Origin of the sequence: Ochrovirga pacifica (assembly GCF_000220525.1) — a bacterium.
GTDB classification, from domain to species: Bacteria; Bacteroidota; Bacteroidia; order Flavobacteriales; family Flavobacteriaceae; genus Ochrovirga; species Ochrovirga pacifica.
On record NZ_AFPK01000015.1, the window covers coordinates 25,427 to 41,207 of the forward strand.

Consider the following 15,781-nt stretch of genomic DNA (forward strand, 5'->3'; position numbering starts at 1 on the left):
AGGTATTAAAACATGTTCCCATGCATGGTTTTGTGTTTCCCACGCAGTAATGTATACTCCCTACTTCTAGAATAGGCTTCCTGTGGAGAAATAAATACTATCCCGATACTAAAAAAAGAGTCTTTGTATAGGTGCTATGTTTTTTTGCAGTTTAATTTTTCGAAAGTGTTTAAAAAAATCAAATAAAAAAAGGAGCATTATACTCCTTTTCTCTTTATTCTTGCTCAGCATCTTTGTTGTTGTCTCTGTGTTTACGTGCATAGGCACTAGCAAACATTTTTTTAATAGTAGGTTGGTCTATAAAAACAAACTTACCACAATCTCTAACTTGGTCTAAGGTTTGTTTCATAATGGTATAAGCTCTGTCTCTTGTATTTTTGTATTTGTGTTGTGCTTGTTTGTCGGTGGTAGCTTTGGCAAGTAGTTGCGACAGTGTTTCGGATAAGGAGGTTGCGGTGTCTAACTTGGTTAAGTCAAAATTTACGGCTGTTAAAGGATCTGGGTTAGAGTTTCCTAAAACGGCATACTCTAACAAATCTTGTATCATATCTTTGTCTCCTTTGCCATTGGCTATTTCTCTAACTTTGGCAAGGGTAACTGCATCGTTTCTAAAGGCATAACGGAAAACGTTTTTTAGTTCTTTTTGTAAGGCAATGCCAACAGGTTCTTGTTCATTCCAGTTTTTAATATTTGCTTGTTGAGAGTTGTAAATAATTCTCCATTGTGCTTCGGCTTCTCTTAAGGCATTGGCTCTACTTTTTAATGTGTCTAGAACTTCTGTGGTCATTCCTGCGGTAGCAAGTTGTTCTTGATATTTTAGAGCTACTTGATATTGGTCTTCTGCTTCTTGGGTAGCAATTTCTACAGGCATGTTTGGAGATTTTACCTGATTGGATGCTAAGGCCTCCATTGCAGGTAATTCTTTGTTGTAATCATCTTTTTGACTCATAACTTTTTTATTTTATAGGATTAAGTCAATTAAAATAGATAAATGTTACATTATTCGCAACAAAACAACTGTTTATTTTGCAAATGTTATGTTTTTGATGTCTTTAATTTTTTTTGATTTTGATCTTGTTCTTGGTTTTATAAAGCTTATTGCTCTATGATTCTACCAGAAACCTTTATTTTTGCCAAAACTCTTTTTATGATTTTTACCGATACCCACACCCATTTAAATAGCGAACAGTTTGATGAAGACCGTGCTGCCATGATTAAACGTGCCATTAAGGCAGGAGTAACACGTATGTTTGTTCCGTCGGTAGATTCGGAATATACCGAAAGTATGTTTCAGGTAGCAGAAGCTTTTCCCGAACATGTGCATTTAATGATGGGTGTGCATCCTACACATATTAAAGAAAACTATAAAGAAGAACTAGCCATGGCTCGTGAGTGGTTAGAAACGGGTAAGTTTGTAGCTGTAGGGGAAATTGGTATTGATTTGTATTGGGACGATACATATATTAACGAACAAAAAGATGCTTTTAGAACGCAAGTGCAGTGGGCTAAAGAATTAAAACTGCCTATTAACATCCATTGCCGCAATGCTTTTAAAGAAGTATTTGCCATTTTAGAAGAAGAACAATCCCCAGAATTGTTTGGGATTTTTCATTGTTTTACGGGTACGTTGCAAGATGCAAAAAAAGCTATTGGTTACAATCTAAAACTAGGTATAGGTGGTGTGGCAACGTTTAAAAATGGTAAAATAGACAAGTTTTTGGCCGAAATTCCGTTAGCACATATTGTGTTAGAAACGGATGCCCCTTATTTAGCTCCTACTCCCTTTAGAGGTAAGCGTAATGAGTCTATGTATACGGTACAAGTGGCCGAAAAACTGGCCACTATATATCAAAAACCATTAGATGAAATTGCAGCAATTACTACCCAAAATAGCAAAGATATTTACGGAGTTTAATGCAGTGTATTCTTGATACAAACTTTATTGCATTGCATTTTATTGAAACTGACAACAACAATTACTATTATTTTAGGTGATAAAATAAATCATTGTGTTTTTAGAGATTGATTTTTTAATATCTTGATCCTGAAAACTTAAAATATTAGACTGTTATGATTGTAGGTGTCTTGTACGCTTTTTTATCTGCTATTTTGTTAGGTATTTATGCATTACCCTCTAAGTTTACCAAAGGATTTGCTTGGGAAAACACTTGGGGAGGATTTTTCTTTTTTGGAATGTTTGTCATTCCGCTAGTCATCACTTTTGCTCTAGTAGATGATTTATGGGCTATTTATGCACAAACACCTAGCTGGGTGTTTCCTGTAATGTTTGCATTAAGCTTTTGTTGGGGAATAGGAAACATGTTGTGGGGTTATAGTATTGCATCTATTGGAATGGCTTTGGCTTTTAGTTTATTTTTAGGAGTAATAACTTCTATAGACACAGTACTGCCACTAATTTTGGTTCCTGAGGGGCAAGAGAGTGTGTTGGGAACTTCTATAGGAAACCAAATGCTGTTGGGAATTGTAATTATTGTATTAGGTATTGCCCTAAACGGATATGCAGGTGTGTTGCGTGATAAAAATAAACAAGACAAGCGTAACAAAGCAGATCAGAAAACCATACGAAAAGGAATTTTATTTTGTGTATTAGGAGCTATTTGTGCTGCCGGATTTAATTTGTCTTACCATACAGGGAACAACCTAGGAAAAATAGGAGAATTGGCCGAAGTGGGTTTTGGCAATGAACCATGGATTGCCCGATTGGCAGTTTTATTGCCTATTTTTATGGGAGCTACTTTATCTACCAGTATCTTTTTTGGTATTCGGTTGACTAAAAATAAAACCTGGGGGAATTTTACAAAAAAAGGAGCTTTTACAGCTTTGATTTTGGTATTGTTAATGGCCATTTTTCATGACACAGCCTTGGTTATTTACGGGCTGGCAGCATATCATTTAGGAGAATTAGGAACGTCTGTAGGATTTGCCATCTTAGAAACGGGAGCTATTTTGGTGGCCAATGTAAACGGAATTTTAACCAAAGAGTGGAAAGGAGCAAGCAAGAAAAGCGTAGGTGTTTTGGTAACAAGCTTGTCTATTTTAATTGTTGGGGTGTTGATTATTGCCCAAGGAAATTACCGAAAAATTGAAGAAGATGCAGTTAAAGAAAATACTGCTATGGTAAGCAAAACATTGCAATAATAATGATGTGGTACTTTGTAATATATAAAAAAGGCTCGGTGTTTCCGAGCCTTTTTTAGTTTAGAACCAATATCCGTACACACGCATGTTGGGGCTGTCTGAACTTACAAAAGCTCCAGAAATGTTAGAGTAGCGAGTTACACTACCATCGTCTTTAATGGCGTTAAATGAACCTTCGTTGGTGTAGTACAATCCATTAGGACTGGCAAAATAATTGATTAACGGCATGATTTCGGCTTCAAAAAAAGCACCGTTATCGGTTCTAGGCCCTACATATGTAAGGTAATGATACGTTTTTTATTGCTTTTTAAAAAAGAATTATTGATGTTTCCCCCACAAATGTCCTTTGGTAGCAAAAAATAAGATAATTGCATAACAAGGAATTAAAACCCCATAAGCTTTGGTGCTTGCATTGGCTATGTTAGTTCCAGATTGTACTTGAAAGTCTACAAACATACCATACAATGGTGGAATGGTAGCTCCACCTGCAATCGCCATAATCAACAAAGCAGATCCTGTTTTGGTAAATTTTCCTAAACCATCTATACTTAATGGCCAAACCGCTGGCCATACCAATGCGTTGGCAATACCCAAGGCAGCTACAAACAATACCGATGTAAATCCTGAAGTACACAGAATACAAACACTAAACAGTAGTCCTAACAATGCACTAATTTTTAATGCATTGTGCTGACTGATGAACTTTGGAATAGTATAAACGCCAATGGCATAGGTAAGTACCATACTCATAAGAGTAAAAGAAGTAAAGAACTTATATTTTTCTGAAGGAATTCCCAGTGCTTTCCCGTAGCTAATGATGGTGTCACCAGCCACTACTTCGGCACCTACATATACAAAAAGAGTAAGAACACCTAGCCACAGATACGGAAATTGAAAAATAGAGGTTTTTGTAGTTTCTTCTGAATTTTTATTATCGGAACTTTTAGAAAGATCAATTTCGGGTAGGGGGGCTTTTCTAATACCAAGGGTGAGTAAAAATAAGACAAAAGCCATTAATAAATAAGGATTTACCACGCTTTCGGCTAATGAGTTTAGTAGTAGTTCTTTTTCTGCAGGGTTGGTATTGATTAGCTGATTGTTTACTTCATCAATTCCAGACAAAAGTAAAGAAGCAAATACTATAGAACCAATAGCACCTGCAATTTTGTTGGCAATTCCCATAATAGCAATTCTTTTTGCAGCACTTTCTAAAGGTCCTAAAATAGTAATATAAGGGTTGGCAGCTGTTTGTAAAATGGTTAAGCCGCTACCTTGAATAAAAAGGCCTAGCAAAAAACACACATAGGTTCTTGAGTTTGCTGCAGGTATAAATACCAAAGCCCCCAAAGCCATTACAAACAAACCTAAAGACATCCCTTTTTTATAGCCTATTTTTTCTAATATTTTGGATGCAGGTAAGGCCATTACTACATAAGAAATATAAAAAGCAGATGCTACTAAATAAGATTGGGCTTCTGTTAACTCATTAATAGTTTTCATGTACGGAATTAAAGCTCCGTTAATCCAAGTAACAAAACCAAAAATAAAAAACAGTCCTGCTATTACTGCTGTTGGAATCCATGTTTGTGTTTTCATAAAATTTGTTTTTTAGGGAAGTTGATTTGGAATGTAGTTCCTATATCTTTTTGCGATTGTTTTACAAAAATTTTCCCTTTATGATATTGTTCAATAATTCTTTTAGATAAAGATAAACCCAAGCCCCAACCACGTTCTTTAGTAGTGTAACCAGGTGCGAATATAGTTTTGTGTAAATTTTTTGGAATCCCTTTTCCTGTATCGGTAATAAGGATTTGCATTTCCAAAGGGTTGTCTCTTAGTTCTATATGAATCTTTCCTCTACCCTGCATGGCATCAATAGCATTTTTAATTAGGTTTTCTAGTACCCAACTAAAAAGTTCAGGGTTGATATGAAAGCTTCCCAAAGAAGCAGAAGCTTGATAAGAAAACACAATGTTTTTAGAGCTTCTACTTTGAAAGTAATCAATAGTTTCTTGGATAAGTAAAGATACATTAGAGGCTACTTTGGTGGGTTCTGAGCCAATTTTAGAAAATCGATTGGCAATTACTCCCAAACGATCTACATCTTTCTGAATTTCATCTACATAAGTAGGATTGATGTTTTCAGATTTTAAAATTTCAATCCATCCTAATAAAGAAGACAAAGGGGTTCCTATCTGATGAGCCGTTTCTTTGGCCATTCCGTTCCATAACTTGTTTTTATCGGCATTGTTAGAGGCATTAAAAACAGCAAATAAAACCCATAAAAAAATTAAGAAAATTAAAATAAGTGCTAGGGGATAATAGCGAAGCTTGTCTAAAATTTCGGAATTGGAATAGTAAATATATTGGTTATTGTTGTCGGATACGTTAATTTCTATAGGAGCATGTAAAGATTTCATCTCCTTTAATTTTTTGGCAAGCACTTTTTTTTTAGCGCTTTTTTTATACTCAATATTTTGGTCTAATAAAATTTTCCCTTTTTCATCGGTAACAATCATAGGGATGGTTTTGTTGTTCTCTATAATTTTAACCAATAAGCTAATATCATCGTCGGGAGTTGCTTTGTTAAACTGAAAATAGGCATCGGCTAAAATTTCCATTTTCAATTCTTCTTGTGCTCTAAATCCATCAAAAAGGCGAAGTGTATTCCATAAAATACTACTTACAATGGCCAAGGCCAAAACAACCAATATTTTTTTGGATTTTAGAAAGCGAAGATTCATAAATTATCTGAGATTGATAGGCGTTTTACTGCCTCTATCGTACATTACAATACTACCTGCTACCGCAACGTTGATGCTGAGTGTGGTTTTAAATTTAATCAAAAAATGGGACTTGTCAATGGCTTCTTTGGTCAATCCGTGGTCTTCTGCTCCTAATAAATACACGCAACGTTTTGGATGCTCAAAAGTTTCTAAAGAAACCGCCCTATCATCTAATTCTACCCCTACCAATACAGCACTTTTAGGTAAAAATTTGTAAAACTCTTCAAAGGTGTCGTAATGGTAATAAGGCATGGCACCCACTGCTTTATGGGTATCGCAGGCTTGTTTTGCATATCGGTTTCCGATGGTGTAAATAAAACTAGCACCCATGTTTTGTGCGGATCTCCATAAAACCCCTAAATTTTCAGGAGTTTTTCCATTCATAATTCCAATTCCAAAATATCCTTGTTCTAAATTATTTATTTTCATGCTTTCTTTTTCTTGTAAATGCTTGGTAAGGAGATGTTAAAATATACGGCAATCAATCTTATTAAAATAATTAGTACAATGGGTACAATTTGTAAATACGGTTTTTGAATGTTTACGTCCATCAATACCAAATACATTAGACCTCCCAAAATACTAGCGGTTGCGTAGATTTCTTGTTTAAAAACTACAGGAATTTTATTTACTACAATATCTCTTAAAACTCCACCAAAAACTCCAGTAACGGTTCCTAGCAAAACACAAATTAAGTAGTCTAAATTGTTTTCTAAGCCTATTTGAACTCCTGTAATAGTAAACAATCCAAGACCAAGAGCATCGTACAGAAACATAGGTTTGTCAAAAAAGTTCAGTTTGGTTTTAAAAATCATGGCAATAATACTTCCTGCCAAAACTGCGTATAGAATGGTAGTGTCGTATAGCCAAAAAACGGGTCTATCTATTAAAATATCACGCAAAGTTCCTCCTCCTACTGCGGTAATAAAAGAAACAATTAAAACTCCAAAAGGATCTAGTTTTCGTTTCATGGCTATTAGTGCACCCGAAACGGCAAAAACAAAAGAACCAGAAATGTTGATGTATTCTATTACATTAAAATTCATAACTAGTTTTGCAGATTTATTTTCCTGTTAACATTCGTTTGATTTCATTCAGTTTCATTAAAGCTTCTACTGGGGTAAGTGTATTGATGTCTGTAGCCAAAATTTCGTCTTTAATATCTTCTAACAAAGGATCGTCTAATTGAAAAAAGCTTAGCTGAAAATCTTCTTCTTGAGTAGCTTGTTCTAGTTTGGCTTTGTTGTTTTGCAAACCATGACTATTTTCTAGTTGTTGCAGCATTTTATTAGCTCTATGTATTACGGGTTGTGGCATTCCGGCCAATTTGGCTACGTGAATACCAAAACTATGTTCGCTACCACCTGCTGTTAATTTACGTAAAAAGATTACTTTGTCTTTAAGCTCTTTTACCGAAACATTAAAGTTTTTAATTCTAGTAAATGTTTTGCTCATATCATTTAGTTCATGATAATGTGTGGCAAATAAGGTTTTGGCTTTGCTAGGATGTTCGTGTAAATATTCGGCAATGGCCCAAGCAATAGAAATACCGTCATAGGTACTGGTACCCCTACCAATTTCATCTAACAGAATTAAGCTACGTTCTGATACGTTGTTTAGAATACTAGCGGTTTCGTTCATTTCTACCATAAAAGTAGACTCTCCCATTGAAATGTTATCGCTAGCTCCAACACGTGTAAATATTTTATCAACTACTCCAATTCTGGCTTGTTGTGCAGGAACATAACTTCCTATCTGAGCTAATAAAACAATCAGTGCTGTTTGTCTTAAAATGGCAGATTTACCCGACATATTAGGTCCGGTAATCATAATAATTTGTTGCTGACTTCTGTTAAGACTAATATCGTTGGCAATATATTCTTCACCAAAAGTTAATTGTTTTTCTATTACAGGATGACGACCGTTTTTAATATCAATTTCTGTACTGTCATCAATAGTAGGTCTTACATAGCTATTGTTTATTGCCAAAGTAGCAAAACCACACAAACAATCTAGCTGTGCTATTAGGTTTGCGTTTAACTGTATTGGTTGGATGTAATCGATTAAAAACTGAATCAATTCTGAAAACAATTGTTGTTCAAGGAGTCCAATTTTTTCTTCGGCACCTAATATTTTACTTTCGTATTCTTTTAGTTCTTCGGTAATGTATCGTTCTGCATTTACCAAGGTTTGTTTGCGAATCCACTCTTCAGGAACTTTGTCTTTATGGGTGTTTCTTACCTCTATATAGTAGCCAAAAACGTTGTTAAAAGCAATTTTTAAACTAGGAATTCCAGTACGTTCTATTTCTCGTTGTACCAAATTATCTAGGTATTCTTTTCCTGAGTTAGAAATGGTTCTTAATTCGTCTAATTCTGTACTAATTCCACCAGCAATAGCATTTCCTTTATGAATGCTTACAGGTGCATCTTCTACCAGTGTTTTGGCAATAGTTTCTCGTAACAAAGTGCAATCCTGCAGTTGCTCTCCCATGGTTTTTAGGGTGATATTATCACTCTCTTCGGCTGCATTCTTTATAGGAAGAATTGCATCCAAAGATTGTTTTAAATACACGACTTCTCTAGGATTAATTTTTCCTGTGGCTACCTTAGAAATCAAACGTTCTATATCGCTAATTTGTTTAATTTGATACGTCGTTTTTTGATAAAAATCTTCATGATTCATAAAGTAGCTTACCACTTCATGTCTTTTTACAATTTGTGAAGTTTCTTTAAGAGGTAAGGCCATCCAACGTTTTAACAAACGAGCTCCCATAGGAGAATGAGTTTGGTCGATAATGCTTAGCAAAGTGATGGCATTTTCGTTGGTGGATTGATACAATTCTAGATTTCTGATGGTAAATCGATCCATCCAAACATACTCGTTTTCGTGTACACGTTGTATGCTAGTGATGTGTTGTAGTTTGCTGTGATGAGTTTCGGACAAATAGTAGAGTACAGCCCCCGAGGCAATAATTCCTTGGTCAAGACCTTCTATTCCATAACCTTTTAATGAGTTTACATCAAAGTGTTTTAGCAGGCTTTCGTTGGCAAATTCAGTCTGAAAAACCCAATCGTCTAAATAAAAGGTGTGAAAACGGTCTCCAAAATTTTCGGTAAAAAATAATTTGTTTTTTTTCTCTACCAAAACCTCACTAGGGCTAAAGTTTTGTAACAATTTATCAATATAACTAACATCTCCTTGAGCGGTTAAAAACTCTCCCGTTGAAATGTCTAAAAAAGCAACTCCCAAATTCTTTTTTCCAAAATGTACCGATGCTAAAAAGTTGTTGTTTTTAGATTGCAATACTTCATCGTTTAATGCTACACCTGGTGTTACCAATTCTGTAACCCCTCGTTTTACGATGGTTTTGGTCATTTTAGGATCTTCTAACTGATCACAAATAGCAACACGTAGTCCTGATTTCACCAATTTGGGCAAATAGGTGTTAAGAGAATGGTGTGGAAATCCTGCCAAAGCTGTTTCCGACTCGCTTCCGTTTCCTCTTTTGGTTAGTGTAATGTTAAGTACCTGTGCACACTTAATGGCATCGGTTCCAAAGGTTTCGTAAAAATCCCCAACTCTAAATAACAACATGGCATCTGGGTATTTAGACTTAATACCATTGTATTGTTTCATTAAAGGAGTTTCTTTTTTTGCTTTGGTTTTGGCCACGATTTTAGTTTAAAAGTTAGAAAGGGGAAAGTTAAAAGTTTCTTGCAGAAGATATATTTTACAAGCACTAAAGTTATCAACGAATTATTCAACCTATATTTGTATCCAAAGCTAGAAGACAAGAACATGCGAAAACTAAAAAACAAAGAGCTAAACAGATTGAATATAGAGGCTTTTAAAGAAGCCAAAAAAACACCTTTGATTGTTGTGCTAGACAATATTAGAAGTTTAAACAATATTGGTTCTGTTTTTAGAACAAGTGATGCTTTTGCAATAGAAAAAATTTATTTGTGTGGTATTACGGCTACACCACCTAATAAAGAAATTCATAAAACTGCACTGGGAGCAACAGATTCTGTAGTTTGGGAGTATGTAGAAGATACAGTTAGTTTGGTGAAAAAATTACAAGAAAAGGGAGTCAAAGTTTTGGCTATAGAACAGGCAGAAAATAGTGTAAAACTGCAGAATTTTATAATAGAGGAAAATCAGAAATATGCTGTTATTATGGGAAATGAAGTAAAGGGAGTACAGCAAGAGGTAATTAATGTAAGCGATTATTGTGTAGAAATTCCGCAATATGGAACCAAACATTCTTTAAACATTTCGGTTACAACAGGAGTTGTACTATGGGATTTGTTTAAGAAATTTCGCTTTTAAGAAATCCAATGCAATCTTTTTTTCGTATCTATTAGGTATGAAAACAATAGGAACTTTATTTATTGGAATTGTATTTTTTCTGTTTGCTTGTTCAACGTCTAACTCAGAAGAAATCACAGAAACGGATTTACAGGAAAATCCTAAAGAAATTAAACTTTATAAAATACTATCCTTAGGAGATAGCTATACGGTTGGAGAAGGAGTTTGTGCGGCTTGTAGTTTTCCTGAACAATTAAGAACACAATTGCAAAAAAGAGAAGACTCCATAGATTTAGTTTCTCTAGATATTGTGGCAACTACAGGATGGACCACAGCGGATTTGTTGCAAGGAATTGAACGTAGTAACCTAGACCCAACCTATGATTTAGTAACACTTTTAATAGGGGTAAACAACCAATTTCAGGGAATTCCTATATCGGTTTATGAAGAAGAGTTTCCTACGCTTTTACAAAAAGCAATTTTTTTTGCAGGAAATCAAAAAAATAAGGTGATTGTACTTTCTATACCCGATTATGCATACACGCCTTTTTTAAACGGAGACCGCACGACGTCTCAAGAAATAGAAAGCTATAATAGGTTTGCAGAAGACTATTGTAACAAGCAAAATGTAAAATTTTTACATGTTACAGACATCACACAAAAAGGTTTAGAAAATCCTAGTTTGGTGGCTGGTGATGGGTTGCATCCATCCGAAAAAGCCTATCAAAAATTTGTAGAAAGATTGTTGCCTTTGGTGTTAAATCAGTAGCTTAAAACTTGTAGTTAACTCCTGTAGAAATCCCCAGTAAGTAAGGCCTGTTGTTATCTCTGCTAAATGTTTGTGTTTGTATTTTAATGGCAGGATTTAGATTGATAAACCATTTTTTAGAAAAATGATATTCAATATCAGTTCCAAAATTCAGGCTAAAATTTAAGGGGTTGATGTTGTTTGCTTCAAAAGATTCCTCAAACAAATCGGTTTGTTCTATCACCTGATTGTTGGTTAAGAATAAGGTACTAATCCCTCCCGCTAAATAAAACGAAAATTGATTGTTAACAAACAAGCCATAATTAATTTCTAGCGGAATTTCTACATAACCCAAACGTTGTTCTAAAATACTCTGAGCTTGGACTTGAGAAAAAAGAGCAGCTGATTTTTGTACAGGTACAATATCTCTAGACAAGCTTTCGCTAGTTGGTACAGTTTGGTTAGATAACTTGTCTCTAGACGAAATAGATCTCGTATTTTGATAAGATGAGGTTCTACTAAATGTATTAATTGCCAAATTGTTTGTGCTCTGAGACATACTAATTTTATGAATTCCACTTTTAATTTTAATACGTTTGCTAATTTGATAGGCAATATTAAAACCATAAGCAGTAGAACTTTCACCTTGTTTTTCAGAGTTGTCTAAACGATTGTCTAGAGTAGATTGATTAGAAAATGACTGATATACATACTGGGATATTACAGGAGCAATACTCCAAAAAGATTCTTTTTTTACAGTGGTTTTAACATCATTTTCAGAAGCTACTAGTGCTTTTTTTTCTTTGGGTTGATTTGTTGTTGCTGTTTTTGAAGCAGAAGCTATAGTTAAAAAATTCAATTCTTTGGTAGCCTCTTGTTCTCTGTTCTGTTTAGATATATTGGTGCTAGGTTCTGGGGTTATAGCTACAATATGTTTGGGCTGTTTTGTGTTGTTTTTTTGAGGTGTTTTTATGTTAGAAACAGGTAGTGTAGAGTTGTTGTAGGTTGATTTTGAAGTTACAACAACTGCCTTTTTTTTGTTTGTAAGAGCTGTCTTTTCTGAAGATAAACTTTTAGTAGCTTTCTTAGTATTTTGTTCAGGGGATGTTTTTTTAAAAGCATTTTTTTTAGTTTTCTGAGATTGTTGTTGAGCTAAAGAAACAGTACTGTCTGTAGTTGTAAAAAGAAACCAAAATATAAAAACAGCCGCAACGCTACCTACAGAAGTAAACCAAATAAAACCACGTTTTTTGGCACGTTGTTGTTGAAGCAAACTTGCTTCAATTCTTTGCCATGTAGCTTTAGGCGGAGTCATTTCTAGATCCTTTAGCTTTTCTTGGTATAGTTTTTCTAGGTCTTCGGAGTTCATAACAAAGCTGTTTTATTAGTGTTTGTTGGGGTCATGTTACTCAATTCTTTTTTTAAGATGGCTTTAGCTCTCGATAAATTAGACTTAGAGGTTCCTTCGGATATAGATAGTAATTTTGCAATTTCTTTATGACTGTATCCATCCAATACATAAAGGTTAAATACCAAACGATACCTGCTAGGTAATTTTTGTATGCTTTCTAGTAGTTGAGACAAATTAAGTTCCCCCTCGTCTATTGTTTCAGGGATTGAAGTTTCAATTTCTTCATTAACAAGGGGGAACACTTTGTCTTTTCTATATTTTTCCAAAGCAGTATGAATCATGATTCGTTTCATCCAGCCTTCAAAAGATCCTTGATGTTGAAACTGATGAATTTTATTGAAAATGGTGATAAATCCATCGTGTAAGTTATCTTCTGCTTCGGTATTATTTTTGGAGTATTTGCAACATACAGCAAACAACTTGCCTGCGTACAACTTGTACAAAGTTGCTTGTGCTTTGGCATTGTTTTTTTGACATTTTTTAATCAGTTGCTGTAGGTCCATTACTAGACTTGGGGTAATGCTATTATTGTGCTGCTGTTTCCTCTGGGTCTACTACGCTTACAGTAATTTCTTCAAAAACATCGTTCCCATCAGTATCGGTTCCTTTATAAATTTTAAACAAATAGTCTTCTTTTTTAGACAACCTCATGCTAAAGGTATTTTCTTCTTCTCTAGTTTCTTCAGAACAAGTTTCCGCATCATCGTCTACATAGGCTACCACAGCAAGAGTAATGTTAGTGCTTGCAGTGTCATTTGCTTTTCTATATAAATTATCATAGTAGTAACATCCGTTCTTTAAGGTGTATTTAAAATCAATCAAAGTGTCTTTATCTACTTCCAAGGTTTGTGGTAAGTCAATTTCATCAATCGGTAAGAATTCTAAGTGAAATTTAGGGAAGTTAAATTCATCATCATTAGAACAAGCAAATAAAAGTGCACTAAGAGTTAAAAGATAAAATATACGTTTCATAATAGGGTGTATTTAGGTTATAGTTATTAGATGTGCAAACTTTCAATGGGTTGCGTGGTTTTTACAAAAAAAATTATTTTGTTTGTATCAAAATAGGAATGGTATAGCTAGAAGTTACTGGGATTCCTCTTTTTTGAGCAGGCAAAACCGTAGGAATGGTTTGTATTATTTGTGCTATATCTTTAGATAAGTTTGGGAATAAAATTTGTGTAGAGTCTTTTAGTTGAATGTTTTTACACAAAAATGCACCATGAGTATTGATGCTAAATTTAACCAGTAACGTATCGCTAAAATTAGTTTTAGTTTTTAATTGCAGTTGTTGTATTCCTGTATTAATTTGTTGGTACATATGTTTTTCAAAACAGGTTTTGCTTTTTTCAAAATCTAACAAAGCATCACACTCTTTAAACTGTGGATATTGATCTATTTCTGTTAGGTTAATGGTGTCTCTGGCCAAAGAAGTGTTAGACGTAAAAATAGCCGATACAGAATTGATTTTCTCACAGGAGAAAAGTACTAAACTCATCAAAAATAAATAGTATCGAATCATCTTTTTTACCACATCAATAGTCTCAAAATTACATCTTTTTTCATTAGAATACAGTATCTTGCTTTGTAAAAGAAAATAAGAAGTATGGATTATATTTTGTTGTTTGTTGGATTTCTGTTAACGGTTGGTGGAATTTTAGGTTCTTTTTTACCTGTTATTCCAGGGCCACCTACAAGCTGGTTAGGTTTGCTATTGTTGCATTTAACATCTAAGGTAACAACAAATTGGACTTTTTTAGGAATTACCTTGGCAATAGCCATTGTGGTAACCGTGGCAGATTATGTAATTCCTGCTTTAGGAACCAAGAGATTTGGTGGTAGTAAATATGGTATTTGGGGTTCTACTATAGGATTGGTGGTTGGACTGTTGTTTGCACCTATTGGTATGATTTTGGGTTTGTTCTTAGGAGCACTTATAGGAGAATTAATGAACGATGCTAAAAATTTACAAAAGGCTTTTAGGGCTTCTATAGGATCGGTAGTAGGATTTCTTTTTTCTACGGGAATTAAACTAATTTTAGGAATCGCATACCTTATTTATTTTATAAGAGATGTTATTCGCCATCGAGAAGCTTTTTTTGGTTGGTTGTAAACAAAAAAAGCAACCCTATAGGGAAGCTTTCCATTGGTAATTAAACCCAAAAGCCACTTGCGTAGCTTTACAACAACGATGCAAACTTACTGGTTTTATTTTGGATAGCCCTGTTTTTGTATCTTTTTTTCTATAAAAACCTTTGCAACACAATCAGGCAATAAAATAACTTGTAATTTCTAAGTGTTGAATTCTGATGTTCTTATTATCTTTGCAGGCTCAGAATTAATGCGTTAAAAATTTTAAAAAACGATCAGCATGCAATTATCAGAACAAGAAATTGTAAGAAGAGAAAAGCTCGACAAATTAAGAGCTTTAGGTATCAACCCTTATCCTGCAGATTTATTTCCTGTAAACAACCACTCTAAACAGATAAAGGAAGGATACGAAGAAGGAAAAAAGGTGGTGATTGCCGGTCGTTTGATGCGAAAGAAAATCCAAGGAAAAGCCTCTTTTGCAGAGTTGCAAGATGCCCAAGGAAGAATACAAATTTACTTTAATCGTGATGAAATTTGTCCTGGAGATGATAAATCTTTGTACAACGATGTGTTTAAAAAATTATTAGATTTAGGTGATTTTATTGGGGTAGAAGGAGAGTTGTTCAAAACTCAAGTAGGAGAAATATCAGTTATGGTTCGCGATTTTAAATTGTTAAGCAAAGCTTTAAAACCATTACCGTTACCAAAAACAGATGCCGAAGGAAATACGTATGATGAATTCAACGATCCTGAATTAAGATACCGTCAGCGTTATGCAGATTTAGTTGTAAATCCGCATGTAAAAGAAGTGTTTGTAAAAAGAACAAAATTGTTCAATGCCATGCGCTCTTTCTTTAACAATGCAGGTTATTTTGAAGTAGAAACTCCTGTACTGCAACCCATAGCCGGAGGAGCATCGGCAAGACCTTTTATTACACATCACAACTCATTAGACATTCCGTTGTACATGCGTATTGCAAACGAATTGTATTTAAAGCGTTTAATTGTAGGTGGTTTTGATGGAGTGTATGAATTCTCTAAAAACTTCCGTAACGAGGGAATGGACAGAACGCACAACCCAGAATTTACGGCTATGGAAATTTATGTAGCTTATAAAGATTACAACTGGATGATGGAGTTTACCGAAAACTTGTTAGAACACTGTGCTATGGAAGTGAATGGAACTACAGATGTGGTCTTTGGCAAGCATAAAGTAAGTTTTAAAGCTCCTTTTGCTAGAGTGACCATGGCAGATTCCATCAAACATTTTACGGG

At 34.5% G+C, this 15,781-nt stretch carries 17 protein-coding genes; 6 read left to right on the forward strand and 11 right to left on the reverse strand.

All coding sequences use genetic code 11. The annotated features are described in order from the left end of the window. Positions 1-214: 214 nt before the first annotated feature. Positions 215-949 (reverse strand): hypothetical protein, encoded by a 735-nt coding sequence (locus FS85_RS0102500; protein ID WP_010134424.1) that lies wholly within the window; start codon positions 947-949, stop codon positions 215-217. A gap of 198 nt (positions 950-1,147) precedes the next feature. Between FS85_RS0102500 and FS85_RS0102505 the strand changes: the two genes are divergently transcribed. Further along, entirely contained in the window at positions 1,148-1,915 is a 768-nt protein-coding gene (locus FS85_RS0102505) for a TatD family hydrolase (RefSeq protein WP_010134425.1), read from the forward strand. 155 nt (positions 1,916-2,070) lie between these two features. Then, positions 2,071-3,159, forward strand: a complete 1,089-nt coding sequence (locus FS85_RS0102510; RefSeq protein ID WP_010134426.1) for an L-rhamnose/proton symporter RhaT — start codon at positions 2,071-2,073, stop codon at positions 3,157-3,159. Positions 3,160-3,219: 60 nt separating this feature from the next. On the opposite strand, the gene FS85_RS16680 is transcribed toward FS85_RS0102510, so the two are convergent. The 6 genes from FS85_RS16680 to mutS form a co-directional block, all read right to left on the reverse strand. Further along, the gene (locus FS85_RS16680; protein ID WP_160162380.1) at positions 3,220-3,387 is read right to left on the reverse strand and encodes a hypothetical protein; all 168 of its coding nucleotides are present in this window, start codon (positions 3,385-3,387) and stop codon (positions 3,220-3,222) included. A gap of 90 nt (positions 3,388-3,477) precedes the next feature. Next, positions 3,478-4,755 (reverse strand): sugar MFS transporter, encoded by a 1,278-nt coding sequence (locus FS85_RS0102520; RefSeq protein ID WP_010134427.1) that lies wholly within the window; start codon positions 4,753-4,755, stop codon positions 3,478-3,480. After that, the gene (locus tag FS85_RS0102525) at positions 4,752-5,903 is read right to left on the reverse strand and encodes an ATP-binding protein (protein WP_029489212.1); all 1,152 of its coding nucleotides are present in this window, start codon (positions 5,901-5,903) and stop codon (positions 4,752-4,754) included. Before FS85_RS0102525 ends, FS85_RS0102520 begins: the two co-directional genes overlap by 4 nt. A gap of 3 nt (positions 5,904-5,906) precedes the next feature. Then, positions 5,907-6,374 (reverse strand): RNA methyltransferase, encoded by a 468-nt coding sequence (locus FS85_RS0102530; protein ID WP_010134429.1) that lies wholly within the window; start codon positions 6,372-6,374, stop codon positions 5,907-5,909. Next, on the reverse strand, positions 6,371-6,991 hold the full coding sequence (locus FS85_RS0102535; protein ID WP_010134430.1) for a trimeric intracellular cation channel family protein: 621 nt from the start codon (positions 6,989-6,991) through the stop codon (positions 6,371-6,373). The genes FS85_RS0102530 and FS85_RS0102535 overlap by 4 nt, the downstream gene beginning before the upstream one ends. A 16-nt stretch (positions 6,992-7,007) precedes the next feature. Further along, positions 7,008-9,584 (reverse strand): DNA mismatch repair protein MutS, encoded by a 2,577-nt coding sequence (gene mutS, locus FS85_RS0102540; RefSeq protein WP_192807096.1) that lies wholly within the window; start codon positions 9,582-9,584, stop codon positions 7,008-7,010. A gap of 162 nt (positions 9,585-9,746) precedes the next feature. Here mutS and FS85_RS0102545 point away from each other — a divergent pair, with 162 nt between their 5' ends. Together FS85_RS0102545 and FS85_RS0102550 are read left to right on the forward strand one after the other, a co-directional pair. Beyond that, entirely contained in the window at positions 9,747-10,277 is a 531-nt protein-coding gene (locus FS85_RS0102545) for an RNA methyltransferase (protein WP_010134432.1), read from the forward strand. Positions 10,278-10,314: 37 nt separating this feature from the next. Beyond that, the gene (locus tag FS85_RS0102550) at positions 10,315-11,025 is read left to right on the forward strand and encodes an SGNH/GDSL hydrolase family protein (RefSeq protein WP_010134433.1); all 711 of its coding nucleotides are present in this window, start codon (positions 10,315-10,317) and stop codon (positions 11,023-11,025) included. 1 nt (position 11,026) lies between these two features. Here FS85_RS0102550 and FS85_RS0102555 read toward each other — a convergent pair whose 3' ends face one another. From FS85_RS0102555 to FS85_RS0102570, 4 genes are all read right to left on the reverse strand, one after another. Then, complete coding sequence (locus FS85_RS0102555) at positions 11,027-12,373, reverse strand: outer membrane beta-barrel protein (protein WP_010134434.1); 1,347 nt, start codon at positions 12,371-12,373, stop codon at positions 11,027-11,029. Further along, positions 12,370-12,918 carry an RNA polymerase sigma factor gene (locus FS85_RS0102560; RefSeq protein ID WP_010134435.1) on the reverse strand — a complete coding sequence of 183 codons (549 nt, stop codon included), beginning with the start codon at positions 12,916-12,918 and terminating at the stop codon, positions 12,370-12,372. Before FS85_RS0102560 ends, FS85_RS0102555 begins: the two co-directional genes overlap by 4 nt. Before the next feature lie 22 nt (positions 12,919-12,940). Then, a complete protein-coding gene (locus tag FS85_RS0102565) occupies positions 12,941-13,387 on the reverse strand; it encodes a hypothetical protein (protein ID WP_010134436.1) in 447 nt (148 codons plus the stop codon). A 73-nt stretch (positions 13,388-13,460) separates the two neighbouring features. Then, the gene (locus FS85_RS0102570; protein WP_033194528.1) at positions 13,461-13,913 is read right to left on the reverse strand and encodes a hypothetical protein; all 453 of its coding nucleotides are present in this window, start codon (positions 13,911-13,913) and stop codon (positions 13,461-13,463) included. Between the two features lie 108 nt (positions 13,914-14,021). Here FS85_RS0102570 and FS85_RS0102575 point away from each other — a divergent pair, with 108 nt between their 5' ends. Together FS85_RS0102575 and FS85_RS0102580 are read left to right on the forward strand one after the other, a co-directional pair. Then, the gene (locus FS85_RS0102575; protein WP_010134438.1) at positions 14,022-14,528 is read left to right on the forward strand and encodes a DUF456 domain-containing protein; all 507 of its coding nucleotides are present in this window, start codon (positions 14,022-14,024) and stop codon (positions 14,526-14,528) included. 258 nt (positions 14,529-14,786) lie between these two features. Then, positions 14,787-15,781: lysine--tRNA ligase (locus FS85_RS0102580; RefSeq protein WP_010134440.1), on the forward strand; the 995-nt coding region annotated here is incomplete at its 3' end.

Coding starts and splice junctions, on each gene's coding strand:
- FS85_RS0102500 (WP_010134424.1), bottom strand. CDS start 949: ATGAGTCAAAAAGATGATTACAACAAAGAATTACCTGCAATGGAGGCC.
- FS85_RS0102505 (WP_010134425.1), top strand. CDS start 1,148: ATGATTTTTACCGATACCCACACCCATTTAAATAGCGAACAGTTTGAT.
- FS85_RS0102510 (WP_010134426.1), top strand. CDS start 2,071: ATGATTGTAGGTGTCTTGTACGCTTTTTTATCTGCTATTTTGTTAGGT.
- FS85_RS16680 (WP_160162380.1), bottom strand. CDS start 3,387: ATGCCGTTAATCAATTATTTTGCCAGTCCTAATGGATTGTACTACACC.
- FS85_RS0102520 (WP_010134427.1), bottom strand. CDS start 4,755: ATGAAAACACAAACATGGATTCCAACAGCAGTAATAGCAGGACTGTTT.
- FS85_RS0102525 (WP_029489212.1), bottom strand. CDS start 5,903: ATGAATCTTCGCTTTCTAAAATCCAAAAAAATATTGGTTGTTTTGGCC.
- FS85_RS0102530 (WP_010134429.1), bottom strand. CDS start 6,374: ATGAAAATAAATAATTTAGAACAAGGATATTTTGGAATTGGAATTATG.
- FS85_RS0102535 (WP_010134430.1), bottom strand. CDS start 6,991: ATGAATTTTAATGTAATAGAATACATCAACATTTCTGGTTCTTTTGTT.
- mutS (WP_192807096.1), bottom strand. CDS start 9,584: ATGAAACAATACAATGGTATTAAGTCTAAATACCCAGATGCCATGTTG.
- FS85_RS0102545 (WP_010134432.1), top strand. CDS start 9,747: ATGCGAAAACTAAAAAACAAAGAGCTAAACAGATTGAATATAGAGGCT.
- FS85_RS0102550 (WP_010134433.1), top strand. CDS start 10,315: ATGAAAACAATAGGAACTTTATTTATTGGAATTGTATTTTTTCTGTTT.
- FS85_RS0102555 (WP_010134434.1), bottom strand. CDS start 12,373: ATGAACTCCGAAGACCTAGAAAAACTATACCAAGAAAAGCTAAAGGAT.
- FS85_RS0102560 (WP_010134435.1), bottom strand. CDS start 12,918: ATGGACCTACAGCAACTGATTAAAAAATGTCAAAAAAACAATGCCAAA.
- FS85_RS0102565 (WP_010134436.1), bottom strand. CDS start 13,387: ATGAAACGTATATTTTATCTTTTAACTCTTAGTGCACTTTTATTTGCT.
- FS85_RS0102570 (WP_033194528.1), bottom strand. CDS start 13,913: ATGAGTTTAGTACTTTTCTCCTGTGAGAAAATCAATTCTGTATCGGCT.
- FS85_RS0102575 (WP_010134438.1), top strand. CDS start 14,022: ATGGATTATATTTTGTTGTTTGTTGGATTTCTGTTAACGGTTGGTGGA.